23 protein-coding genes are annotated in these 21,886 nt (G+C 70.7%); 13 read left to right on the plus strand and 10 right to left on the minus strand.

Translation table 11 applies throughout. The features are described from left to right. Window positions 1-216: 216 nt before the first annotated feature. Both ACZ3II_RS29510 and ACZ3II_RS29515 read right to left on the minus strand, forming a co-directional pair. Entirely contained in the window at window positions 217-465 is a 249-nt protein-coding gene (locus tag ACZ3II_RS29510) for a DUF2625 family protein (protein WP_465521315.1), read from the minus strand. Between the two features lie 17 nt (window positions 466-482). Then, complete coding sequence (locus ACZ3II_RS29515; RefSeq protein WP_465521317.1) at window positions 483-902, minus strand: hypothetical protein; 420 nt, start codon at window positions 900-902, stop codon at window positions 483-485. A gap of 96 nt (window positions 903-998) precedes the next feature. Here ACZ3II_RS29515 and ACZ3II_RS29520 point away from each other — a divergent pair, with 96 nt between their 5' ends. Then, window positions 999-1,763 carry a tyrosine-protein phosphatase gene (locus ACZ3II_RS29520; RefSeq protein ID WP_465521319.1) on the plus strand — a complete coding sequence of 255 codons (765 nt, stop codon included), beginning with the start codon at window positions 999-1,001 and terminating at the stop codon, window positions 1,761-1,763. Window positions 1,764-1,774: 11 nt separating this feature from the next. Continuing rightward, entirely contained in the window at window positions 1,775-2,347 is a 573-nt protein-coding gene (locus tag ACZ3II_RS29525) for a GIY-YIG nuclease family protein (protein ID WP_465521321.1), read from the plus strand. On the opposite strand, the gene ACZ3II_RS29530 is transcribed toward ACZ3II_RS29525, so the two are convergent. Next, on the minus strand, window positions 2,287-2,685 hold the full coding sequence (locus tag ACZ3II_RS29530; RefSeq protein WP_465521323.1) for a hypothetical protein: 399 nt from the start codon (window positions 2,683-2,685) through the stop codon (window positions 2,287-2,289). The two genes, ACZ3II_RS29525 and ACZ3II_RS29530, sit on opposite strands and share 61 nt — an antisense overlap. A 458-nt stretch (window positions 2,686-3,143) precedes the next feature. Here ACZ3II_RS29530 and ACZ3II_RS29535 point away from each other — a divergent pair, with 458 nt between their 5' ends. The 8 genes from ACZ3II_RS29535 to ACZ3II_RS29570 all read left to right on the plus strand — a co-directional run bounded on the left by ACZ3II_RS29535 (window position 3,144) and on the right by ACZ3II_RS29570 (window position 10,497). After that, window positions 3,144-4,355: an AGE family epimerase/isomerase gene (locus ACZ3II_RS29535; protein ID WP_465521325.1), complete on the plus strand. Its 1,212-nt coding sequence runs from the start codon at window positions 3,144-3,146 to the stop codon at window positions 4,353-4,355. Continuing rightward, the gene (locus ACZ3II_RS29540; RefSeq protein WP_465521327.1) at window positions 4,352-5,260 is read left to right on the plus strand and encodes a carbohydrate kinase family protein; all 909 of its coding nucleotides are present in this window, start codon (window positions 4,352-4,354) and stop codon (window positions 5,258-5,260) included. Before ACZ3II_RS29535 ends, ACZ3II_RS29540 begins: the two co-directional genes overlap by 4 nt. Then, a complete protein-coding gene (locus tag ACZ3II_RS29545) occupies window positions 5,257-6,570 on the plus strand; it encodes a CE1 family esterase (RefSeq protein ID WP_465521329.1) in 1,314 nt (437 codons plus the stop codon). The genes ACZ3II_RS29540 and ACZ3II_RS29545 overlap by 4 nt, the downstream gene beginning before the upstream one ends. Window positions 6,571-6,818: 248 nt before the next feature. Further along, complete coding sequence (locus tag ACZ3II_RS29550; protein WP_465521331.1) at window positions 6,819-7,142, plus strand: hypothetical protein; 324 nt, start codon at window positions 6,819-6,821, stop codon at window positions 7,140-7,142. Next, window positions 7,139-8,842, plus strand: coding sequence for a hypothetical protein (locus ACZ3II_RS29555; protein WP_465521333.1), 1,704 nt, complete (start codon window positions 7,139-7,141; stop codon window positions 8,840-8,842). Before ACZ3II_RS29550 ends, ACZ3II_RS29555 begins: the two co-directional genes overlap by 4 nt. Further along, window positions 8,839-9,510, plus strand: a complete 672-nt coding sequence (locus ACZ3II_RS29560; RefSeq protein WP_465521335.1) for a hypothetical protein — start codon at window positions 8,839-8,841, stop codon at window positions 9,508-9,510. Before ACZ3II_RS29555 ends, ACZ3II_RS29560 begins: the two co-directional genes overlap by 4 nt. 214 nt (window positions 9,511-9,724) lie before the next feature. Continuing rightward, a complete protein-coding gene (locus ACZ3II_RS29565; protein ID WP_465521337.1) occupies window positions 9,725-10,132 on the plus strand; it encodes a VOC family protein in 408 nt (135 codons plus the stop codon). Between the two features lie 95 nt (window positions 10,133-10,227). Further along, window positions 10,228-10,497, plus strand: coding sequence for a hypothetical protein (locus tag ACZ3II_RS29570; RefSeq protein ID WP_465521339.1), 270 nt, complete (start codon window positions 10,228-10,230; stop codon window positions 10,495-10,497). Window positions 10,498-10,693: 196 nt separating this feature from the next. On the opposite strand, the gene ACZ3II_RS29575 is transcribed toward ACZ3II_RS29570, so the two are convergent. The 3 genes from ACZ3II_RS29575 to ACZ3II_RS29585 all read right to left on the minus strand — a co-directional run bounded on the left by ACZ3II_RS29575 (window position 10,694) and on the right by ACZ3II_RS29585 (window position 15,892). Then, entirely contained in the window at window positions 10,694-10,855 is a 162-nt protein-coding gene (locus tag ACZ3II_RS29575) for a hypothetical protein (protein WP_465521341.1), read from the minus strand. Window positions 10,856-11,138: 283 nt separating this feature from the next. Continuing rightward, complete coding sequence (locus ACZ3II_RS29580) at window positions 11,139-13,559, minus strand: cellulase family glycosylhydrolase (RefSeq protein WP_465521343.1); 2,421 nt, start codon at window positions 13,557-13,559, stop codon at window positions 11,139-11,141. Beyond that, on the minus strand, window positions 13,556-15,892 hold the full coding sequence (locus ACZ3II_RS29585) for a glycoside hydrolase family 2 protein (protein ID WP_465521345.1): 2,337 nt from the start codon (window positions 15,890-15,892) through the stop codon (window positions 13,556-13,558). Before ACZ3II_RS29585 ends, ACZ3II_RS29580 begins: the two co-directional genes overlap by 4 nt. On the opposite strand from ACZ3II_RS29585, the gene ACZ3II_RS29590 reads away from it, so the two are divergent. Next, a complete protein-coding gene (locus ACZ3II_RS29590) occupies window positions 15,887-16,180 on the plus strand; it encodes a hypothetical protein (RefSeq protein WP_465521347.1) in 294 nt (97 codons plus the stop codon). The genes ACZ3II_RS29585 and ACZ3II_RS29590 overlap by 6 nt on opposite strands. On the opposite strand, the gene ACZ3II_RS29595 is transcribed toward ACZ3II_RS29590, so the two are convergent. Genes ACZ3II_RS29595 through ACZ3II_RS29605 form a run of 3 tightly spaced genes read right to left on the minus strand, consistent with a single transcriptional unit; the run spans window position 16,147 to window position 19,174 of the window. Further along, a complete protein-coding gene (locus tag ACZ3II_RS29595; protein ID WP_465521349.1) occupies window positions 16,147-16,968 on the minus strand; it encodes a carbohydrate ABC transporter permease in 822 nt (273 codons plus the stop codon). The two genes, ACZ3II_RS29590 and ACZ3II_RS29595, sit on opposite strands and share 34 nt — an antisense overlap. Beyond that, window positions 16,965-17,867 carry a carbohydrate ABC transporter permease gene (locus ACZ3II_RS29600; protein ID WP_465521351.1) on the minus strand — a complete coding sequence of 301 codons (903 nt, stop codon included), beginning with the start codon at window positions 17,865-17,867 and terminating at the stop codon, window positions 16,965-16,967. The genes ACZ3II_RS29595 and ACZ3II_RS29600 overlap by 4 nt, the downstream gene beginning before the upstream one ends. Next, window positions 17,864-19,174 (minus strand): ABC transporter substrate-binding protein, encoded by a 1,311-nt coding sequence (locus tag ACZ3II_RS29605; protein WP_465521353.1) that lies wholly within the window; start codon window positions 19,172-19,174, stop codon window positions 17,864-17,866. The genes ACZ3II_RS29600 and ACZ3II_RS29605 overlap by 4 nt, the downstream gene beginning before the upstream one ends. A gap of 115 nt (window positions 19,175-19,289) precedes the next feature. Here ACZ3II_RS29605 and ACZ3II_RS29610 point away from each other — a divergent pair, with 115 nt between their 5' ends. Both ACZ3II_RS29610 and ACZ3II_RS29615 read left to right on the plus strand, forming a co-directional pair. Beyond that, window positions 19,290-20,474, plus strand: coding sequence for an ROK family transcriptional regulator (locus tag ACZ3II_RS29610; RefSeq protein ID WP_465521355.1), 1,185 nt, complete (start codon window positions 19,290-19,292; stop codon window positions 20,472-20,474). Continuing rightward, complete coding sequence (locus tag ACZ3II_RS29615; protein ID WP_465521357.1) at window positions 20,471-21,331, plus strand: LacI family DNA-binding transcriptional regulator; 861 nt, start codon at window positions 20,471-20,473, stop codon at window positions 21,329-21,331. The genes ACZ3II_RS29610 and ACZ3II_RS29615 overlap by 4 nt, the downstream gene beginning before the upstream one ends. On the opposite strand, the gene ACZ3II_RS29620 is transcribed toward ACZ3II_RS29615, so the two are convergent. After that, window positions 21,313-21,870, minus strand: coding sequence for a dihydrofolate reductase family protein (locus ACZ3II_RS29620; RefSeq protein ID WP_465521359.1), 558 nt, complete (start codon window positions 21,868-21,870; stop codon window positions 21,313-21,315). The two genes, ACZ3II_RS29615 and ACZ3II_RS29620, sit on opposite strands and share 19 nt — an antisense overlap. Window positions 21,871-21,886: the final 16 nt, after the last annotated feature.

Raw genomic sequence — 21,886 nt, forward strand, 5'->3', positions numbered from 1 at the left:
TCCCCTTCGTGATCTAGACAATCCGAAGGATCTGCGGTGGCCGCCTCTTTCGTCCTGGGAAGTCCAGTTCATACACCACTTCGGTGGACGTGACCCGGATGCATGCTCCGTGCGCTTCTGACCGGGCGCGGGGTGTCAGGGGTAGCGGATCGACGGAAGTCCACCGTCTGCCGCCCAGCACGTCCACGCCGGCCAGCAGCGGGCCGCCTGCCGGGTTCATCTCGCCGCGCGATGCCAGCCGGTCCGCCGCGCTGCCGGAGCCGAAGACGCGCAGCCAGCCGTGGTCGATGCCCAGGCCCCGGTACGGTGGACGACCGCACCCAGCCACGACCGGGTCGTCACCTGCAGCCGTTCCAGCTCCGCGTCGGCCCGGGACTGCTCGGCGGGCAGGACCCGCACCGGGCAGGGCGCGCCGGCGACGGCGGTCAGGACCTCCGGCCAGGCCGGCTCCGCTGTGTCGATCACGTCGATGAGGGGACGCATCAGGCGCGGCCGGCCAGGGCGACGAGGTTGGCCAGGTCGGTCTCCAGGGACCGTTGCACGTCGTCGCCCATCCGCCGCGCCCACTGGCGGGCGCGGCGGCCGCGCAGGTAGGCGTGCACCTCCAGCCGGCTGCCGCCGTCGACGGCCCGGGCCTCGTGGTGCACGGTCAGGCGGGTGCCCCGCAGCAGTGTCGTGTCCGCGTAGATCGTCCCGGGCACCAGGGCCGTCACCACGAACGGGGTGGGCGTGCCACCGACCGCCTGGGAGACCCCACGGGCGCCGACCGCCAGGGGTTCGCTCAGGCGCAGGTACTCCATGCTGTCGCTCCACTCCTGGTGAGTGGCGAGATCGCACCATCGGTCATGAAACCAGCCGGGCGCGACCTTCGACTCCGCCCGCACCCGCGCCACTTCGATCATGGCGCGACTCTAGCGGCCGGTGGACCTCCGCACGGCGCTCGGTTAGGTTCTGCGCTTGCGGACGTACGCCGCCGTAGCAGTGAAAAAGGGAGCCGCGTGAGCGCGATCATCGCTGGAACCTACAACTCCCGGGACACCGGGGGCATCCCGCTGGCGGCGGGTGGTTCGACCCGCGCCGGGGTGCTCTACCGGTCCGACGCCCTCGCCGGGACGACGGACGACGGCATCCGCGCCCTGACGGCGAGCCCGATCGGCACGATCGTCGACTTCCGCACCGACCTGGAGAAGACCGGTGTGCCGAACCGGATCGGCTCGGGGCGGCAGTTCACCACTGTGGAACTGCCGTTGCTCGACGGCGCGTTCACGGGCATGCCGGCGGTGGCCGACCTCGACGAGGCCTCGATCCGCGCGCATGTCCCCACGCTGGCCGACCTCTACATCCGGATGCTCGACTCGGCCGCCGGCACCTTCGCCGAGGTCGCGCGGCTCGTCGCCCGGCCGCCCGCGGGCCCGTACGGTGGTGTGCTCGTGCACTGCACCGCCGGCAAGGACCGTACCGGCGTGGCCGTCGCGCTGCTGCTCGACGCGGCGGGCGCGGACCGTGGCGCCGTCATCGCCGACTACGTGCTCAGCGAGACGAATCTCGCCGGCGAGTGGGCGGATCTCATGCTGGCCCGCCTGAAAGCCTGGGGCGTGCCCCTCATCCCGGCGATCACGGACCTGGTCACCACCACACCGCCGGAGGCGATCAAGGCCGTGTTCGGGTGGCTCGACGAGCGGGGCGGCTCGGCCCGGTACCTGCGCGACGGCGGCCTGTCCGGCGCCGACCTCGCCGCCCTGCGCGAGCGCCTCGCCGCTTAGAATGCCTTCTGATGACCGATTCTGAACAGCGCAGCGCCGGTGCCACGGACGGCTGGACCCCCGCGGAGGAAGCCCTGCGACTGCTGGCCGGCACGCCCGCCGACCTCAACGTCGCCGCCAAGGGGCTCAGTCGCAGCAGTGGTGTCTACGCGTGGTGGGCTGCCCCGTCGGTCTTTCCCGATCTGCCCGGCCTGCCCAACGAGAACGTTCCGTCGCTCCGGCTGCTGTATCTCGGCCGGGCGACCAACCTGCGGGGCCGGATCCTGCGCAACCACCTGCGGCGTTCCGGCAGTTCGACGCTGCGCCGCACGCTCGCCGGGCTGCTCATGGCAGAGGGCTACCGGACACAGTGGACCGACCGCGTCGTCCTGGTGCCCGAGGACGAGACCCGGCTGACCCGGTGGATGCACGCGAATCTCCGCCTGACCTGGGCGGAGGAACCCGAGGCGGTCGAGGTCGAGGCCGAACTGGTCCGGCGCCTGCACCCACCGCTGAACGTGCACGGCGTCGATCCCGAACACCTTCAGGCCGCCGTCATCGCCGCCAAGAACGCGTACAACGCCTCCAGCGTGCCTCCGGACTGACCCGCCGGCCGGCACGCGATGCGGTCGGCGAGAAGGTCACGGCCCTCGCCTTCGAGCCGATCGAGGTACGCACGGCGCCCGGCCATCGCCATCGCCAGCACCAGGGCCGGACCGGAGACCGGCGCTCCGCCACCGGCCCGGAACGGGCTGTCCGTGGCGGTCAGCCGCAGGCCGGAAGTGAGAGTCCGGCTGGGAACGGTGAAGTCGCGCCGGGCGGAGAACTCCGCGACCGCGGTGAGCGCGCACGTCGGGTTCCGTGGTGATGCCCAGCGGGAACCGGCGAGCGTGATGCTGCGGATCCCTCGCCGGCGGCCGGTCGTGGCGGCGGCGTGTTCCACATCCCAGCCGGCGCTGCCTGGACGGACCCACGATCACGTCGCCGTCCTCCCGGCCGGACTCGTACGAGTGCGCCGCCCCGATCAGCCGGGCGCTCCCCGAGGAGCTGCAGGACCATCTGTTCGAGCCGGTGCGGCGCCCGGACCGGGTGGCGGCGGACTGCCGTGACCGGGCGATCGGGGCCGGTGTCGCGATCGGGTTCTTCGGCACCATCGTGGCGCTGCTGCTCGGCTTCACCCGCCTGCCGCCCTTCCCATGGAGCCGCTTCCGTCGTTCCCGCCGGCGAAGCCGACCTGGCCACCCGCCCGGACGGGGGCGGAGAACGAGGACGAAGACGCCCGGTGGAACCGGCCCTCCGGCGCCCGGACGACGAGCGACCTGCCCGAACCGGAAGCCTGGCTTAAATTAAATTAATAATCTACTGTCGCTCTGACGTTCTCGGACGAAGGAGCGACCTTCCGTGACCCCCACCGACGCCGACTGGCTCGCCGCGGAGACAGCGCGGCTGTTCGCGTTCGGCCGGCGATTTCCGCACCCGCTCGGCGCGGCCGCCTGGCTCGACGCCGACGGCAACCCCGACCTCGGCCGACCGCGGTACACCTGGATCACCGCGCGGATGGCGCACGTCTACAGCATCGGCCACCTGCTCGGCGTACCCGATGCCGGCGCCCTGGCCGACACCGCGCTGGCCGGTCTCACCGAGGTGCTGCACGACCGGGCCCACGGCGGCTGGCATCCGGCTGTCGGCGCCGGCGGCCGGCCGGAGCCCGGCAAGTCCTGTTACGACCACGCCTTCGTGGTGCTGGCCGCCGCCTCCGCCACCCTCGCCGGGCGGCCGGGCGCGCGGCAGCTGCTCATCGACGCCCTGGACGTCCTCGACCAGCGGTTCTGGCATCACGACGACGAGATGTTCGCCGACCGCTGGGACACCGGGTGGACGCGGCTCGACGAGTACCGGGGGCTCAACGCCAACATGCACGCCGTCGAGGCGATGCTGGCCGCTTTCGACGCCACCGGCGAGCAGGAGCACCTGCACCGGGCGCTGGCGATCACGAAACGGGCCGTCGTGTGGGGGCGGCAGCACGGCTGGCGCCTGCCGGAACACTTCGACGCCGGCTGGGAGCCGCTCCTCGACCACCACCGGGACCGGCCGGACGACCCGTTCCAGCCGTTCGGCGCCACCGTCGGGCACGCCCTGGAGTGGTCGCGGCTGATCCTGCACCTGGAGGCGGCGCTCGGGCCGGCCGCCGGGGACTGGCTGCTGCCGGCCGCGAAGGCCCTGTTCGATCAGGCTGTCCGGGACGGCTGGGCGGTCGACGGCGCGCCGGGGTTCGTCTACACCACCGACTGGGACGGTGCTCCCGTCGTACGCCGGCGCATGCACTGGGTCGCCGCCGAGGCGATCGCCGCAGCAGCCGCCCTGCACACGCGCACCGGCAACGACCGTTACACCATGTGGTTCTCGATCTGGTGCGCCTACGTCCGGGAGCATTTCGCCGATCCGGTACGCGGCTCCTGGTGGCACGAACTCGACCCCACCAACCAGCCGGCCGCCACCACGTGGCCCGGAAAGCCCGACCTGTACCACGCCGTCCAGGCGATGCTGCTGCCCCGCCTTCCCCTGTCCCCCGGTCTCGCCGCGGCCTGCGCCCGGATCGGAGCGGCCCGGTGACCCGGTTCCTGGTGGTCGGCGAGACCATCCTCGACGTCATCACCGCCGATTCCGTGCAGCATGAGCTGCCCGGCGGCAGTCCCGCCAACGTGGCGGTCGGGCTGGGCCGGCTCGGTCACGACGTCGCCCTGTGGACGCACCTCGGCGCCGATCGGCCCGGTGACCTGCTGCGCGAGCATCTCACCGGCTCCGGTGTCACGCTGCCGGCCCCGGTGGCCGGGGTGAGTTCGCGGGCGCTGGCCGAGCTCGCGGCGGACGGTTCGGCCCGGTACGAGTTCGCCGTCACGTGGCCCCGCTGGCCGGGCGGCCCCGCCCCGGACGAGGACTCCGGCCATCTGCACACCGGTTCGATCGCCGCGCTGATGGCCCCGGGCGCCGCCGACGTCGTACGGCTTCTGCACGCCCGCCGCCCCGGCACGACCGTCAGTTACGACCCGAACATCCGCCCCTCGCTGGTCGGCGAGGTGGACGCGTGCCGTACCCGGGTGGAAGAGATGGTCGCCGCCAGTGACGTGGTGAAAGCCAGCGACGAGGACCTCGCCTGGCTCTATCCCGGGGTCTCCCCCGCCGACGCCGCCCGCCGGTGGCTCGCGCTGGGCCCCGCCCTGGTCGCCGTGACGCTCGGCGCGGACGGCGCGTTCGCCGTCGCCGGCGGCCACCACGTGACGGTGCCCCCGGTCCGGGTCACCGTCGCCGACACCGTGGGCGCGGGCGACGCGTTCATGTCCGGCCTGCTCGACGCGTGCGCGACCCGCGGCCTGCTGGGCGCCACGGCACGACCGGCCCTGTACGCCATCGGCGCCACACCGTTGCGCGAGGTGCTGTCGCACGCCGCCCTGGTCGCGGCGATCACGGTGTCGCGTACCGGCGCCGCCCCACCCACCAGAGAGGAACTCCCGGCGTGAAATGGCTGTCCCGCATCATGATCGGCGCTGTCATCGCCCTGTCGGCCTGCGCCGTGGCGAACCCGGCGTCCGCCACGACCTTCTCGTGCCGTCCCGGTGAGCGCACCATCCCGGTCACCTTCGAGGGCCGGGAGTACCCGGTGGACGTCTACGTTCCCGCCGGCGCCCGCCACGGCAGGCGGCTCCCGATCGTCCTGAACCTGCACGGCACGCAGAGCACCGGCAGCGGCCAGCTCCACTACAGCGCCATGAGACCGGCCGCCGACGCCGGCGGCTACCTGGTGGTCGCCCCGAGCGGCGCCATCCCCGCGGCCGCCGGGTTCGCGTGGAACGTACCCGGCGTCGGCACCCCGCCTCCCGGCGCCCGTGACGACGTCGCCTACCTGGACCAGGTCATCTCCTCCGCCGTTCGCACGCTGTGCGGCGACCCGGCCCGGATCTACGGCACCGGTTACTCCGGCGGAGGCCGCATGCTGTCGGCGTTCGCCTGCCACCGCCCGCAACGCCTGGCCGCGATCGCCCCCGTCGCCGGTCTGCGCGCCGGGCGCCCGGATCCCTCCGACCCCACGATCCCCGACCCCTTCTCCTGTACGCCGGCCCGCGGCGTCCCCGTGCTCACCTTCCACGGCGAGCAGGACGGGACGAACCCGTACCACGGTGGTGGTTCCGCCTATTGGGGTTATGCGGTGGCCGCCGCCCAGCAGCGGTGGGCCCGGATCAACGGCTGCCTGCCCCTGCCGTCGACCACGCGGATCAGCGCGACCGTGACCCGGACCGCCTATCGGGGTTGCGACCGGGACGCCGACGTAATCCTCTACACCGTTGCCGACGGCGGCCACACCTGGCCCGGGACCCCGGTCGACAACGGCAACGGCACGGTCACCCACGACATCGACGCCAACCAGCTGATGTGGCGGTTCTTCCAGCGCCACCGGATTCCTCTCGGCTACCGCTGTCCCCTGTCAAGCACGACGGCTCTTGACGTAGTCGATGTACTCCTCACCGGCCACCGCGTGATTGACCCACCGGTCCGCGCGGGCGCCGGTCAGTTCTTCGGCCAGCGCCATCACTGCCGCCTCGTCGTCGCCGAGAGCCAATTCCCGGCCTTCGCCGATGTACGTCTCATGCACCGGATCGAGGGAGATGAGGTTGGGCAGGTCGCCGAACCTGTCGTCGTCAGGGTCCTGCACGGTGTGCAGCGAGATGCGGTACCGCCCCTCCGAAGGGCTGATCGCCACCCACCGGATGGCGGGTTCGCCGTCGAACTCGAGACCGCCGAGGAAATGTTCGATACCGATGCCACGGCGTAACGCGCCGATGGCGAACCCCCGGGTGAGATAGCGCATCCGGTGATCGTAGTGAGCGTTCGAGAACTATCGCCGCTGTCTCAGCCGGCTGCGGGTGCGCATCGAGTCGTCCTTGACCCGGCGTACTTCTGCGCCTGGAAGTAGTGCTCGGACGTCGGCCACCAGTGGCCTCGCGGTGGAGCATCGACGGGGTATCGCGGGCGGCGCCGGAAATGCTTTGATCACTCCCGTCGCCGGACGCGGGGGTTTGCATGGCAGGGTTCGAGGTCGATCAGGAGCTGTTGCGGGCGCTCGCGCGAGCCTACGACACCACGGCCGACGGCATCGCGGCGATCCGCCCACGGCCGGCCGAGGTCACCGGCGCGCTGCCCGGTTCGCTGGCCGGCAAGGCCGCCGACCCGGCCCCGGACCGGGCCCGGGACGCCTTCGGGACGGTCGCGCGGCGGCACGAGGACCTCGCCTCCCTGGTCCGGGGCGCCGACGGCCGGTACACCGCGTCCGAGGAGCGGGTGGTCGGCGGGCTGAAGCGCCTCGCCCCGCCCGCTGCCGTCCACGGGCCGTGGAGGCCACGATGACGTACACCGTCTCAGGGGTTCGCGCGTGGCGCCCGGAGGTGCTCGACGACGTCGCCGACGGGCTGGTCACCGCACTGGACGCCTTCGAGGGCGAACTCCAGCAGGCACTGCGCGCGGCCGACCGGGTCACCGAGAGCTGGGACGGCGCCGCCTCCGCCGCGGCGCACACCCGGGCGCTCGCCGAGAACCGGATGGGCCGCCGGATCGTGGCGGCGGCCGACGGGGCGATCTCCGTCCTGCGGTCCGGCGCCAAGAACCTGCGCTCCGTCCGCGACCATGCCCTGGCCCGTGTGGACGACGCCGCCGGGGACGGGTTCTCGGTGTCGGACCAGTGGCAGGTCACCGACCCCGGGCCGGCAGTGCCGCCGTCGGCGCGCGCGCAGATGCCGCCCGCGGAGGTGGCCCGGCTCGACGCCGAGCGCCGCGCCCGCCTGGCGCACCACGCCGACCTCGTCGCCGATGCCCTGCGCCAGCTCGCGGACGTCGACCACCGTGCCTCGTTCACCATCGACGCGGCGCTCGACGAGCTGCGGTCGACCGGCCAGGACGTGACGGCGGGCACCGACTACGCGCCGCCGCCGAGCCTGACCGGCATGACGCCGGCGCAGGTCGGGGCGCTCCTGAACGACCCGGCGTTCGTGGCGTGGATGGCCGGGCACCCGGACGCGGCCAAGCGGCTGCTCGACGGCGCGGTCGATGCCGGCCTGCTGCCACCCAGGGACGCCCGCTACCGGGAGTTCCTCGATCACTTCTGGGAGCGTGAGGCGCTCGAGGCGGCGGGCATCGACATCGACGCCTGGGATCCGTCGCGGGGCACCGCGGCGAACGCGGCGATCATCGAGCAGGTGTACACGTACTATGGCCGGCTCTTTCTCGACCATCCCGAACTTCAGTGGGCGGGGATGGCGAACATGATCGGGCCGTCGTTCGCCGGTGGCTTCTACGATCTCGGTATGCTCCGCGACATCGCCCGGCGCGTCCAGGAGGCCGGCGGCGCCATGCCGAACCTCCCGTTCACGGGGACCGACGACGCCCTGCGCATCGCCATCGACGGTCTGGCGGACCTCAGCGACGCGGAGCTGCACTTCTACGAGTCGACGTTCCTGTCGATGCAGAAGGAGATCTTCCTCGACCAGGCGTCGATGCACGAGGCCTACCTGGTGGGTGGGACGGCGGAGATCGACCGGCTGCAGCGCGCGGGCGTCGTCGACCGGGACACCGCCCAGGCCTGGCACTCCATCGCCGACGGCGTCGCCCGCGACGACCCGGCGCTGGTGGCCGCCGGCAACACGGCGCTGCTGCACCGCGAGCAGTGGGACATCATCCGCGACGACTACGACACGATGCGCAACCACCCGGTCACGGGCGAGGTGTTCACCTACGCCGCGACCGTCGTCGGTGCTCCCTCGATCCCGGGCGCGCACACCTTCCCGCAGCAGTTCCCCCTCGTCGTGGACACCGGTGCCGGCGAGATCGTGACGCCGCTCCCCGACGGCAACATCTCGGTCGCCGAGGATCGCTGGAAGCTCGTCAAGACCGACACCCTCCCCGCGTACCAGCATCTGCTGGCCACCGACCCGCAGGGCGCCCGCGACCTCATCGCCTCGGACTTCGGCGACCGCATCGGCGGCCAGCGGCTGACGGAACGAGCCGACGAGATCGCCGAACATCTCCTGCGCGACTGGGAGTACCGCCCGTGAGAGCCGGCCGCGTCGCCGGCGCCCTCCTCACCGTCGTACTCCTGGCCGCCTGCATCCGCACACCCGGAAAAGAGACGCCTACCTTGGGCCCCAACGAGTTCTCCCGGCTCGACGACGCCGGGATCGCGCAGATCAAGGAGAACCGCTTCGCGCGGTTCGACCTCCGCGACGGAACGCTGCTGCCGTCGGACATCGGGCTTCCCCCCGACGACACGTCCGGCACGATCATCGGCGACCCGTCCCGGCCGGAGATCACCGTCGAGCTCGTCGGACCGGACGGCACCGAGACGATCACCACGCGGACGCTGGACGTCATACCGGGCGAGCGCACCGCGACGATCACCTATTTCCGCGATCCCCGGGACCGGGCCGCGGCCGCCGCGCTGCTCCGCGACGACGAGAAGGTGTGGGGCATCCGGGCGCAGGACGTCGACAACTGGCTCGCCGCCAGCACCGGCCCCACCATCGGCCAGGACAGGCGGTACAAGAGCGTGCTCGGCGACGGCGTGGGCCGCAGCGGCCTCGTGGCGAGCGTCGAGGCGTCGGTCAAGGACGGTCTCGAGACCCACCAGGTGTTCGTCCTCCTCGGGTCCTACCTCTACACACCCGAGGCCCTCAGGACCATTCGCTCGACGGGCTCCGTCGCCGGGATCCCGGGGCCCGCCTGAGCCGTCGCCATCTCGTCGCGGCGGCCCATGCGGCCGCCGTCGAAGGGCGGAGCCACCCTCGAACCAGGTCCGCCGGCTCGCCCGCGGCGGCGCATCGTCAGCGTCCGAATCCACGCCTCCTGCGCCCGATGCCGACCCGGAAACGTCCACGAGCGCGGGCTGACCCTCTCCGGCGGCACGACCGTACCGTCTCGGACTGTGCCAGGATTGCCGGATGCTGAGACTCACCGATGTCATCATCGACTGCCCGGACGCGATGACGCTGGTGGCGTTCTACGCGGAGGTGACCGGCCGGCCGGTCAAGGAGAGCAGCACCGAGCATTGGGCCGGGATCCAGTTCGGTGAGATCGAACTGGCTTTCACGCCGGTGGCGGATTATCGCGCCCCGCAGTGGCCCAGCAGTGAACACCCGAAACAGTTCCACCTGGACTTCGAGGTCGATGACATCGAGGCGGAGCAGAGCCGCGTCCTGGCCCTCGGCGCGACCCTGAAGCAGGATCATGTCGACCCCGACGGCTACGGGTTCCGCGTCTACACCGACATCGTCGGCCATCCGTTCTGCCTGTGCCGCAACAAGGGTGTCACCTGGACCGATCAGGGTCTCGTCTGGCCGAGCCGGTAAGGAGTCCGTTCGCTGCGGCGATCCAGGGCTCGAACACCATCGAGAACATCACGATCAGCAGTACGGACGCCCGAGCGCTCGTCGCGCATGCCCCCATGTCGGCAGAGGCCAGCGACGAGACCCAGCAGGCGGTCATCGGCTACCGGGACGCCCTGACGTATGTCCAGCAGACCCCGCTCATGGGCCTCTTCGACTATTCGGAGACGGTTCTCTCCGCCCTGCACAACGAGTGCGACGACGGTACGAGTGGACGGTGCGCCTCTGGAACGACCTGGCGCGTCTACGTCCTGGCCGGCACCGCCACCGAGATCGCTGAAGCCGCTGCCGCCGCTGTCCGCGGGCCCGGCCGGGATCCGTACTCCTGAGGTCAGGAATCGGGATGGTGAACGGTGAGGCTCTGGATGATCCGGTCGGTGGACGTCCGCAACTTCCACAGCCCGGCGACTCATCGTCCGTGACACAGCCGTGCGGCAAGCGCCGGCGGCCGGCGCTGCATCACCCACTCGTAGCGGCGCCGTTCGCCGTGGAGACATTCGAGGTACTCGTCCTCGCTCCCGTCGGTCACGGCCGGGCGGGATCGCGTACCGGGGTGCGCGGCTGCAGGTGGCCCGTGTCATTGCAACCGACCAGGCTCGGTGGCCGATCGGCGTCCCACTGCACGATGGTGATCGCGCAGTTGTCCTGGTCGATGCCGATCCACCGCCATTCCGGGGCGTCGAGCACGTGGCGTACGAACCAGCCGACCAGCCGATCACGAAGTTGTGGGTGATCAGCAGTTCGTCCCGGTCGGTGCTCCCGGTGACGCCAAGTGTTCGACGGCGGCTGTAGTGAATGCCGGAGAAAGGCACCGCCCGCAGCAACGCCCGAGAGCCTGCGGCCGGTTCTCATGGCTGTCTCCGGACGGGCGAGACAGCCATGAGAGCCGGCCGAGGATTTCGGCTGGTCGTCAGTGCTGTCTCGGGACGGTGGAGACGACGCTGACGACCAGCCGGACGGGCGGTGCCGGTCAGAGGGTGGGGTACGCCTGGACGGTGCCGACGGTCAGGGTGCTGTCGGTGGTGCCGCCCAGGTAGAAGGAGAGCTGGGTGAACTTCTGCAGGTTCAGGACGCCGCTGCCGGCCCACGGGGGTGGGGCGAACGCCGTGAACGGGATGCGGACGGTGCCGGAGGGGGTGCCGGCGGGGAGGGTGTGTTCCCAGTAGGCGCCGTCGGCGACGAACTGGACGGTGATGGTGGCCTGGGTTCCGGAACGGTCGAGCCGCAACTCGATACCGTGCTGGCCCCACAGGTCCACGGGCGCGGTGAAGGTACGGGTGACACCGGCATAACCGGACGCGCCGGCTGTCACATCGAGCCGCATCACCCCGCTGACCAGGGACGGGACGATCAGGTCGCCGCCCGGGTTGCGGACGTACGCGGCGGACAGCGCGGCACTGTCGGCATAACCGGAGTAGTCGTCGAGCACGGTCGGGACGGTCGGCAGGGCGCGGGTGGTGAAGGTCGCGACCGGCGTGCTGGTGGTACCGCGAGCGTTGGTGGCCCGTACCACCCAGAAGTAGGTCGTCGCGGGGTTGAGGTCGTCGCTGGTGGTATGGGTGGTGGTGGTCAGGCCGGTGGCCGTGAGCACCGGATCGCTCAGGTCGGCCTTCGTCGAGACGACGATCGTGTAATAGCCGGTGCCGGCAGCGGAAGCCCAGGTGAACGTGCGGGCGCCGATGACACCGGTGGCTCCGGCGGCCGGGGTCAGCGTCGTGAACGCGCCGGGTGGGCCGTCGACCGGCGCCGGGTCGGCGGACCGGAGAAGCGCCTGCCGGATGCCGGTGCGGCGGCCGCTCCAGACGACCCGGACATGATCGACGGGCGGGGTGCCGGCGGAGACGGTGGAACGGCCGGTGCGGGCGCGGATGGTGCGCCACACCGTCCCGTCAGCGGAGACCTGCACCGTGACGTCCCCGTCGACCGCGAAAGCCACCGCGCGCAGGCCGGGCCGGTTCCAGCTGATCGAGGCCGGGCCGTCCGCCGCCCGGACGACACCCTCGGGCCGGATCTCGGCGCCGGTGTGCCCGGACGTGCGGGCGAACGTCTGCAGCGGATCGGTGACGACGACGTCGCGGCTGCCGGCATGGACCGGCTCGGACGCGGTGCCACCGGCCGGCACGACCCGGTACCAGAGGTCGCCGGGCGGGGCCGGGTCGATCCACGGGGTGTCGTTGTCGGTCAGCAGGCCACTGTGGGCGGGCTTCCACGGCCCCCGCGCGGTGCGGGAGCGTTCGACCCGGTAGCCCTCGGCGTTGGCCGCGCCGCGCCACGCGACGACGTTGAGGCCACCCCGCTTGGCGATCTCGGTGATCAGCGGGATGCCGGCGGGGCGGCGGGCGATCGGTGCGCCGAGAGCTTCGGCGTACGCGATCTGCGCCTGAACAGAAACGGCCATCCGCTCGCCGTCGCCGGGATAGTGGAAGGTGAACCCGTCGTCGTGCTGCACGAACCCGTGCCGGTCGTGGTGGCCGAACAGCGACCAGGACAGCATCCCCGTCACGTTGCGGTCGGCGGCCAGCGGCGTGAGCAGCTCACTGCTCGCGGCCGTGGACGCGTACTCCCCGGCGATGTAGACCTTGCCAGCGGCGGTGACCGTGGCCGCGTCGGCCCGCACCTTCGCCACCGTCGGCGGGTAGTAGTGCACGTCGACGATGTCCACGTCCGGCGCGGTGAGCGTGTCCGGGTCGATGTCGAAGCGGCGGCCGGCGGCGATGAGCTGGCGGGGCGCCCAGCCGGAGAACACGGCGGCGTTCGTGTTGATCCAGTCGGGGGTCATGCCCTCGAGTTCGTTGCCGAGTTCCCACGCCATGATCGTGGGGTCGTCGATGAGGCGTTTGCCGGTGAGCGGGTTACGGTGGCTCATCACATGCCAGACGTACGCCTGGAAGTCGGAGATGACCCGCGGGTCGCTGTAGAAATCGGCAGCCCCGTACGGCTTGGTGAAGTCGGCGTGGCCACCGTGGTAGTACGCCCAGTTGTCGGTCAGCGGCAGGATCAGCTTGACGCCGATCCGGCCGGCGTGGGCGATCGCGTAGTCGATGGTGTGGAACGCGTCGTCGTTGTACCCGGCCTCCTTCGACGGCAGCAGCGTCTTCGGGTGCCCGGTCGAGGTCATCATGTGTGACCGGACGACGGTCAGGCCCATGGCCTTGGCGGTGTCGAGGGCGTTGCCGATGCGGAAGTACGTCGGGAAGTCGATGCCGTCGACGTTCTCGTCCAGGCCCAGCCAGTACAGGTTGGTGCCGGCGAACCGGAACGGTTTCCCGCCGAGCAGCAGCCGGGCGCCGTCCCGGGTGACGAACCGGCCGGGGGTGGCGTGGGCCGGGGCGGGCAGGGCGGCCGAGGCGGCGGCGAGGGAGAGGGCGGCGATCGCGGTTCTGCGTTTCACTGGAGGTTCTCCCGGAGAACGGAGGCGAGGTCGGTGAGGACCCACGGGTCCTTCACCGAGCGGGGGTCGAGGTCGATCGGCGCGCGGACGTGCAGGGTGATGGACTCGCCGGGCAGCAGGGTGACGAAGCCCTGGTCGACGGTGGCGTCCGGGTGGATCCGGTCGGGCTGCAGCAGGATGTCGCGGGCCAGGCCGGCGGCGTGCACGTGGACGTCCAGGCCGCCGGGGACCGATGTGGTGGTGACGGTCAGGCCGGGATCGCCGAGGTGGTGGTCGGCGGCGAACCAGAGGGCCCGCTGGTCGCCGAGGGTCGCCACCAGCACGTCGCCGCCGCTGATCGGGATCAGGGCCACCGACCGGGGCGCGACGTCGACGTGTTCGGTCTGGATCTGCTGCGTGCCGCGGGATTCGACAGTGAGGGTGCCGGTCCAGGACGAAGGGTGGTCGTTGAGGATCGCCACGACCAGGCCGCCGTCGCGGGGCTGAATGGTCAGGGCCCGGTCGGCGTGCATTTCGCGCAGCGCGTGGTACAGCGGCTTGTACCGGCCGGCGCCGTCGATCGCGGCCCACGAGGTGACCGGCCACAGGTCGTTGAGCTGCCACAGGATGGTGCCGGCGGTGTGCGGCCAGTGCGAGCGCCAGTGTTCGACACCGGTACGGACGGCGCGGACCTGGTTCAGCTGGGTCAGGTAGTGCCAGGCCTCGGTCGACGCCGGCGCCGGGAAGTGGGGTTCCAGGCCGCGGGCGAGTTTGCCGTTGCCGTCGTCGGCCTTCTGGTGGTGCAGCACGCCGGGCGAGTCCGGCAGCATCGGCTGGTCGGAGACGGTGTCGCGCAGGGTGGTCCAGGCGGGCGGGGCCTGCCAGCCGAACTCGGACACGAACCGGGGCGTGGAGTCGCGGTAGTTGAGGTAGTCCTCCCGGTTCCACACCTCCCAGGAGTGGAAGGTCTCGTGGTCGGTGCTGTTCGGGGCGTGCTCGCGCGCGCCGGACCAGGGGCTGCCGGCCTGGTACGGGCGGGTCGGGTCGAGTTCGCCGACGATCCCCGGCAGCGTGTCGAGATAATACTTCTCGCCCCAGCTCTCCGCGCCGCCCGGCTCGTTCGCCCAGCCCATGGCGTCGTGCAGCCACAGGTTCTCGTTGTTGCCGTTCCAGGTGATCAGACTGGGGTACGGCGACAGCCGGGTCACGTTCTCCCGGGCCTCGGCGACCACCTCGGAGAAGATCGGCTCGTCCTCGGGGTAGCAGGCGCAGGCGAACAGGAAGTCCTGCCACACCAGCAGCCCGAGTTCGTCGCACAGCTCGTAGAAGTCCCGGCTCTCGTAGATGCCACCGCCCCAGACCCGGATCAGGTTGACGCCGGCGGCGACGGCCTCACGCAGCCGCTTCTCGTAGCGGGCGCGGGTCATCCGGGACGGGAAGATGTCGTCGGGGATCCAGTTGACGCCCTTGACCAGGACGGATTCACCGTTGATCTCGATGACGAAGCGGGTGCCGGCGTCGTCGGCGCTGCGATCAATGGTGACGGTGCGGAATCCGGTCAACTGTTGATAGCGGTCGAGTTCGGTGTCGTCGTCAACTGCAGTCAAGACGACCGTCAACATGTACAGCTGGGGCTTGCCGTGGCCGATCGGGTTCCACGGCGTCACGCCGGGCACGGTGATCGTGTCACGGGCTGCGGACGCGCCGGCCGGAAGGTCCAGGGCGGCGATCTCCCTGCCGTCGAGCAGGACCTGGGCGCGGAGCGCCCGGTCACGGGTGCGTTCGACGTCGACGGTCAGGTCCAGGTTTCCGGCGCCTTCGTGGTACGTGGCCAGCGGTCGAACCGTGGCGAGCCGGGCGGTGCTCCAGCCCTCGAGGCGGACCGGCCGCCAGATGCCGGCGGTGACCAGGGTCGGCCCCCAGTCCCAGCCGAAGCTGCACGCCATCTTGCGCACGAACGGGAACGGCTCCGGGTAGCAGTTCGGCTTCGGCCCGACGAGCGCCTCCACCCGCGCCGCCTCGGTGTAGGCGGAGGTGAAGTGCACACTGAGCGGCAGCGACGTCCCGGCGGCAGCAACCGCGTCAGTAGCTGCTGCGCCGAGCAGGGAGGTCACGTCGAAGCGGTACGAGCGGTGCATGTTGCGGGTCTCCCCCAGCACCGTGCCGCCCAGCTCGACCCGGGCGACCGTGTCGAGACCCTCGAAGACCAGGTCGATCCGGTCGTGCTCCGGCCCGTCCCAGGTGATGTCGCGCTGGTAGGTCCAGTCCTGCCGGCCCACCCACGCGACCTTGTGCTCGTTGTCGTCGAAGAACGGGTCCGGGATCCGGCCGGCGGCGAGCAGATCGGTGTGCACGCACCCTGGCACCACCGCCGGGAGATCAACCTTGACGGGCACAGCCGCGCCACCAACATTGGCTGGCACAACCGCGGCATCAATGTTGACCGGCACAGACGCGGCATCAATGTTGACCGGCACAGACGCGGCATCAATGTTGACCGGCACGTCTGCGTGGTCAATGTTGACCGGCGTACCGACGCGGGCCACGGCCGTGGCGGCGACGTCGGTTCCGTGCAGGTGCCACGTACCGGAAAGGTCTTGGGTGTTGATCATTTGGTGGCTCCCGCGGTGATGCCGTTGTAGATGAAGCGCTGCAAGAACAGGAAGATCACCACGGTGGGAATGATGACGATCATGGTGCAGGCGGCGATGGTCTCCCACTGCGCCCCGAACGGGCCCTTGAACTTGAACAGGGCGGTGGAGATGACGTTCAACTCGGGTGATCGCATGTAGAGGAAGGGGATGTAGAACTCGTTGTAGACCGCGATCCCCTTGATGATCACGACGGTGGCGATGGCCGGTTTCATCAGCGGCAGGATGACCCGGCGGTAGATGGTGAACCGGGAGGCGCCGTCGATCATCGCGGCCTGGTCCAGGCTGGCCGGAATGGACTGCATGAACTGCAGGAAGATGTAGATCGAGATGATGTCGGTGCCCATGAACAGCACGATCGCCGACCACGGGGTGTTGACCAGGCCCATCGACTTGACGATCTGATACGTCGCGACCTGGGTGGTGACGCCCGGCACCAGCGCCGCGACCAGGAAGGCACCGAGGATCAGACGCTTGAAACGGAATTCGAAACGATTGATGGCGTACGCCGCAAGCGTCCCGACCAGGACCGTGCCCGCCAGGGACACCGCGAGAATCAGCGAGGTGTTCAGGAACCCCCGCAGCATGTGCCCCTCGGACCAGGCGGTCGCGAAATTGTCGACATTGAGCCAGTTCTCCGGCGGGGTGAGGGGACCGGTGGTGTCGTACTCCGCACGGGTTTTGAAGGAGGCGAACAGCACCACCACGAGCGGGATGAGCACCATGATCGACGCCAGGATCAGGGAGGCGTACTTGACGGTGCGGGCCACGAGTCTCACGTGAGGGTCACCTCTTCGTCGGGCAGGAGCCGGCGCTGGACCCAGGTGAGGATCAGCACGAACACCAGCAACGCGACAGCCATCGCCGAGGCCAGGCCGATCTGCCGGAACTGGAAGGCCGTCTCGTAGGCCTGGACGACGAACGTGCGGGTGCCGTTCGCGCCGCCGGTCATGATGAACGGGATCTCGAAGACGGCGAGGCTGCCGGAGATCGCCAGGATGAAGGAGAGGCTGATGATCCGCCGGATGCCGGGGGCGATGATGTGCCGGAACTGGTGCCACCGGCTCGCGCCGTCGATCTCCGCCGCCTCGTAGATCTCCCCCGGGATCGACTGGATCGCGCCGAGGAACAGCACGAAGTTGAGGCCGGTGAACCGCCACACCGACGTGCCCGCCAGGGACAGGTTGGCGATGTCGGGATCGCCGAGCCACTGCTGGGTGTGCTCGCCGAGCCCGATCAGCCGCAGCACCGTGTCGAGGGTGCCGTCGGGCTGGAACAGGTACAGGAACACGAAGCCGACGGCGACGCTGTTGAGCAGGTACGGGAAGAACAGGATGCCCTTGAACAGGTTCCGGAACCGGGTCTCGAACGACAGGATCACCGCGAAGTACAGGGCGATCGCGATCTGCGCGAACGACGCGGCGAAGTAGTAGAGGCTGATCAGGAAGACCCGCCAGTACCGTTCGTCGGTGAACACCCGCACGTAGTTGTCGAAGCCGGCCGGCTCCATGGTCAGGGCCAGGCCGTCCCACTTGTGGAAGCTGTAGAAGATCATGTTGCCGACCGGCACGTACGTGAACGTGATCAGCAGGATCAGCGCGGGCGCGACGTAGAGCCACGGGCTCCGCCAGGGCCGGCGGCCGGTCGCCCGGCCGCCGGGAAGGACCTGACCGGTCACTTCATCACCGTGGACTGGGCTTCGCTCCACCGCTTGTTGAGGTCGGCGAAGTACGAGTCCTTGGTGCCCTTGGCCGCGCCGCGGGCGATGTCCACGAGTTTCTGCCGGTAGATGTCGCCCTTCAGGTCGACCTCGGACTCCTTGATGATCTGGTCCTCCTTGCCGGCGTTCCTGACGGCGGCCGGGACCTCCAGCAACTCCACGCCGGCGTCGGTGAACTTCTGCAGGCCGGCGGGCAGCGGCTGGTCCAGGGCGGCCGGGATGGCCTGCTGGTCGGCGGACCAGCCGGACTCGTTGACGTACCAGTCCAGGAAGGCCTTGGCGGTGGCCTTGTTCTGGGAGGCCTTGCTGACCGCGGCGAGCTTGTCGCCGTCGATGGCGGCGTGGAACTTGCCGCCGGTCTGGTACGGGAACGGCCAGAACGCGATGTCATCCGGGTTCGCGCCTGCCGTCTTGGCGGCCTCCTGGATCTGCGGGACGGCCCAGGAGCCGAGCAGCATGCTGGCCGTCTTGCCGGTGGCGAGCATCGGCTTGGAGGATTCCCAGTTGGTGGTCAGCGGGTCGGGCTCACTGAGCTTCCGGTTGACCACGTCGAACAGCAGGCTGTCGGTGAGGTGCTGGATCTTGCCCGGCTGCCAGGGGTTCGGGTCCTCCGGGAACTTGTCGTTGATCTCCGGGTCGCCGAAGACGGCGCGGTGGGTGTTCCACTCGCTCAGCGGCCAGCCGTCCTTGTAGTTGGTGTAGTACGGGATCGCGTCGGTGGAGTCGGCGACCGCCTTGAGCCCGGCCAGGAACTCCTCCGGGGTCTTCGGCGGCGTGGTGACGCCGGCCTGCGCCCAGATCCGCTTGTTGATGACGAGGCCCTTGGCGACGCCGCCCAGCGACAGCCCGTACCCCTTGCCCTCGAAGACGCCCGGGGCGGTGAACCGGTACTTGGCCTTCAGCTCCTCGGCGGTGCCGAGCGGCTCGAAGAACTGCGGGTACTGGTCGAGGGCCACGACGGTGGGGATCAGCAGCACGTCGCCGTAGTCGCCGCTGCCCAGCTGGGTGGTGACGTCCTCCTCGTAGTTGGTCACGCCCTCGAAGGTGACCTTGGTGCCCGGGTACTTGGCCTCGAACTTCTTGGCCAGCTCCGGCAGCTTGGTGGTGACCAGGTCGGTCCGGTTGGTCAGGACGGTGATGTCGCCCTTGATCTCGCCGGAGAAGTCGCCGGACGTCGCGGTGTCGCCGCCGGCGCCACCGGTGCAGGCCGTCAGGGCCAGCGCCGTGGCCGCGGCGGCGCCGAGGAAGAACCTTCTATTGATCATGGAAGCACCTGTTCGGTAGATCGACTGCGGTAGCTCGTTGAGGCCACAGCATGGTGCTGCCGTTACGGGACTGTCAAGGATAGATTACTAATTTATTTTAGGTATGCTGCTGCTCATGGCACGTCGAGAAGCTCCTGCGGCAGGACCGGGCAGCCGCGCCCTCATCGTCGACGTGGTCCGGTCCGCGATCACCATCAGCCGTGGCGAACTCGCCGCGCTCACCGGCCTCACCCAGCCGTCCATCTCGAACATCGTGCGCGACCTGATCGCCGACGGGATCATCCACGAGATCGGCCAGGCCGGGTCCGCGCACGGCAGGCCGCGCAAACTCATCGCCATCAACGCGGGCAGCCGGTACGGCATCGGCTTCCACCTCGGCCCGGAGACCCTCACCTGCGTGGCGATCGACCTCACCGGCGGCGTGGTCGGCCGCGAGGTCGTGCCCCGCGAGCCCGATCTCACCGGGCGCGCGGACCGCATCGCCGCGCGGTTCGCCGACTTCACCCGCTGCCTCGACCTGGCCCACGACCGCGTCGAAGGTCTCGCGATCGTCGCGCCGACGTCAGTGCCGGGGCGGCCGGACATCGCGGCCGAACTGACCGGGCTGCGCGCCGAGCTGGCCGGGCGGATCGGCGTACCCGTGCTGGTCGAGAACGACGCCGCGGCGGCCGCGCTCGGTGAGTTCTGGAGCCGCCGGGTGTCGCGGGAGCAGGCGTTCGGCTGCGTGTACCTGTCCGGCGGCATCGGCGCCGGGCTGGTCTTCGGCGGCGCGCTGTACCGGGGCGCGAGCTTCGACGCCGGGGAACTCGGGCACGTCTCGGTCCACTACGCCGGCCGGCCCTGCCCGTGCGGCAACATCGGGTGCGTCGAGCAGTACGCGTCCACGTCGGCCACCGTGACAGCGGCCCGCGCCGACCCGGGGTTGCGGGCACGGCTGCCGCTGGACGGCAGCGAGGCGGGGGCGTACGACGCCATCGCCCGGGCCGCGGTCAACGGCGACCCCGAGGCGTACGCCGTGGTCGACCGCGCCGCCGGATATCTCGCCATGGCGGCCACCTCGATGGTCAACCTGCTCGACCTCGGGCGGCTCGTGCTCACCGGGCCCGGAGTGGCCCTGGCCGGATCCATCTACGCCCGGCGGCTGCGCGCCCACCTGGAACGCACCGCCCACGCGCGGCACCGGCACACCCTGACCGTCGAACTGTCCGCGCAGCCGCGCGACGCCGCCGGCATCGGCGCCGCGGTGCTGGTCGTCCAGGCCGCGGTCGCGCCCGGCCACACCCCCGGAGGAGACCGGTGAACCAGGAACCGCAGCGGGTCGGGCTGGTGCTGACCCGCCCGTCGCAGGTGCTCGGCGAGGAGCCGTTCTACCACGAGTTCATCGAGGGGCTCGAACGCGTGCTCACACCGGCCGGGGTGTCGCTGCTGGTCAAGGTGGTCACCGACCGGGCGGCCGAGAGAGCGACGTACGAGTCCTGGGCCGCCCGGGAACTCGTCGGCGGGGTCATCCTCGTCGACCTGGTGCCCGGCGACGAACGGGCCGGGCAGGTGACCCGGCTCGGCATCCCGGCCGTCGTCCTCGGCGACCCGTCGACAGCGGACGGGCTGCCGACCATCTGGACCGACGACGCCGGGTTCGGCCGGGACGCGGTCCGGTTCCTGGCCGACCGTGGCCACACCGTCCTCGGGCACGTCACCGGGACGATGACGTTCGCGCACACCCAGCTGCGCCGTGGCGGGATCTCCGCCGAAGCCGCCGATCGAGGGCTCACCCTGGTCACCGCGGAAGGGGACTACTCGCAGGAGTCGGGGCGGGCCGCCACCGCGGCCGTGCTGGCCGCCCACCCGCACCGGCCCACCGCCATCGTGTACGACAACGACATCATGGCGGTGGCCGGCCTGGAGGTGATCCGGGAGCACGGGCTGCGGGTGCCGGACGACGTCGGCGTCGTGGCGTGGGACGACTCCGCGCAGTGCCAGCTGACCGTGCCGGCGCTGTCCGCGATGAGCCACGACGTCGGCCGCCTCGGCGAACTCAGCGCCGGCGCCGTGCTCGCCGCGATGCGCGACCCGTCCGCCCGGACCGTCTACGAGGCCCCCAAGGCGCACATCGTCGAACGCGACACCACCCGGGGCTTTCAGGGTACGCGGCGGTAGTGCACGGAGATGACGCCGTTGCTCAGCGGCCGCGCCTCGACCAGTTCGAGCTTGCGGGTGCCGGGCAGCCCGTCCTGGAACAGCTTCGGGCCGTGGCCGGCGATCCGGGGATGAACGAGGAACTGGTACTCGTCGATCAGGTCCAGCCGGTCGAGTTCGGTCGCCAGCCTGCCGCTGCCGAGGAGGACGCCGTCCGGGGTCGCGTCCTTGAGACTCTGCACGCCCTCGCGCAGGTCACCGGCGAGGTGGTGGCTGTTGTTCCACGGGAAGTCCTGGCGCGTGGACGACACCACGTACTTGGGTTTGGCCTCCAGCGCGACCGCCCAGTCATACAGGGCCGGCGGCGCTTCCACGTCACCGCGGGCGACGGACGGCCAGTACACCTCCATCATCTCGTAGGTGACGCGGCCCCACAGCATGGCCCCGGCCTCGTTCATGAGCCGGGTGAAGTGGGCGTGCGTCTCGTCGTCGGCGATCCCCTCCTGGTGGTCGGCACAACCGTCCAGGGTGAGGTTGAGGCTGAAGGTAAGGAGTCCCATGCCCGGCGACTCTAAC

It is taken from the genome of Actinoplanes sp. NPDC019969 (assembly GCF_055562375.1).

What these genes read in the sequence shown, in the direction of transcription:
- ACZ3II_RS29515 (WP_465521317.1), bottom strand. Translation starts at nt 902, where the DNA reads ATGATCGAAGTGGCGCGGGTGCGGGCGGAGTCGAAGGTCGCGCCCGGC.
- ACZ3II_RS29525 (WP_465521321.1), top strand. Translation starts at nt 1,775, where the DNA reads ATGACCGATTCTGAACAGCGCAGCGCCGGTGCCACGGACGGCTGGACC.
- ACZ3II_RS29550 (WP_465521331.1), top strand. Translation starts at nt 6,819, where the DNA reads ATGGCAGGGTTCGAGGTCGATCAGGAGCTGTTGCGGGCGCTCGCGCGA.
- ACZ3II_RS29555 (WP_465521333.1), top strand. Translation starts at nt 7,139, where the DNA reads ATGACGTACACCGTCTCAGGGGTTCGCGCGTGGCGCCCGGAGGTGCTC.
- ACZ3II_RS29565 (WP_465521337.1), top strand. Translation starts at nt 9,725, where the DNA reads ATGCTGAGACTCACCGATGTCATCATCGACTGCCCGGACGCGATGACG.
- ACZ3II_RS29570 (WP_465521339.1), top strand. Translation starts at nt 10,228, where the DNA reads ATGTCGGCAGAGGCCAGCGACGAGACCCAGCAGGCGGTCATCGGCTAC.
- ACZ3II_RS29605 (WP_465521353.1), bottom strand. Translation starts at nt 19,174, where the DNA reads ATGATCAATAGAAGGTTCTTCCTCGGCGCCGCCGCGGCCACGGCGCTG.
- ACZ3II_RS29610 (WP_465521355.1), top strand. Translation starts at nt 19,290, where the DNA reads ATGGCACGTCGAGAAGCTCCTGCGGCAGGACCGGGCAGCCGCGCCCTC.
- ACZ3II_RS29620 (WP_465521359.1), bottom strand. Translation starts at nt 21,870, where the DNA reads ATGGGACTCCTTACCTTCAGCCTCAACCTCACCCTGGACGGTTGTGCC.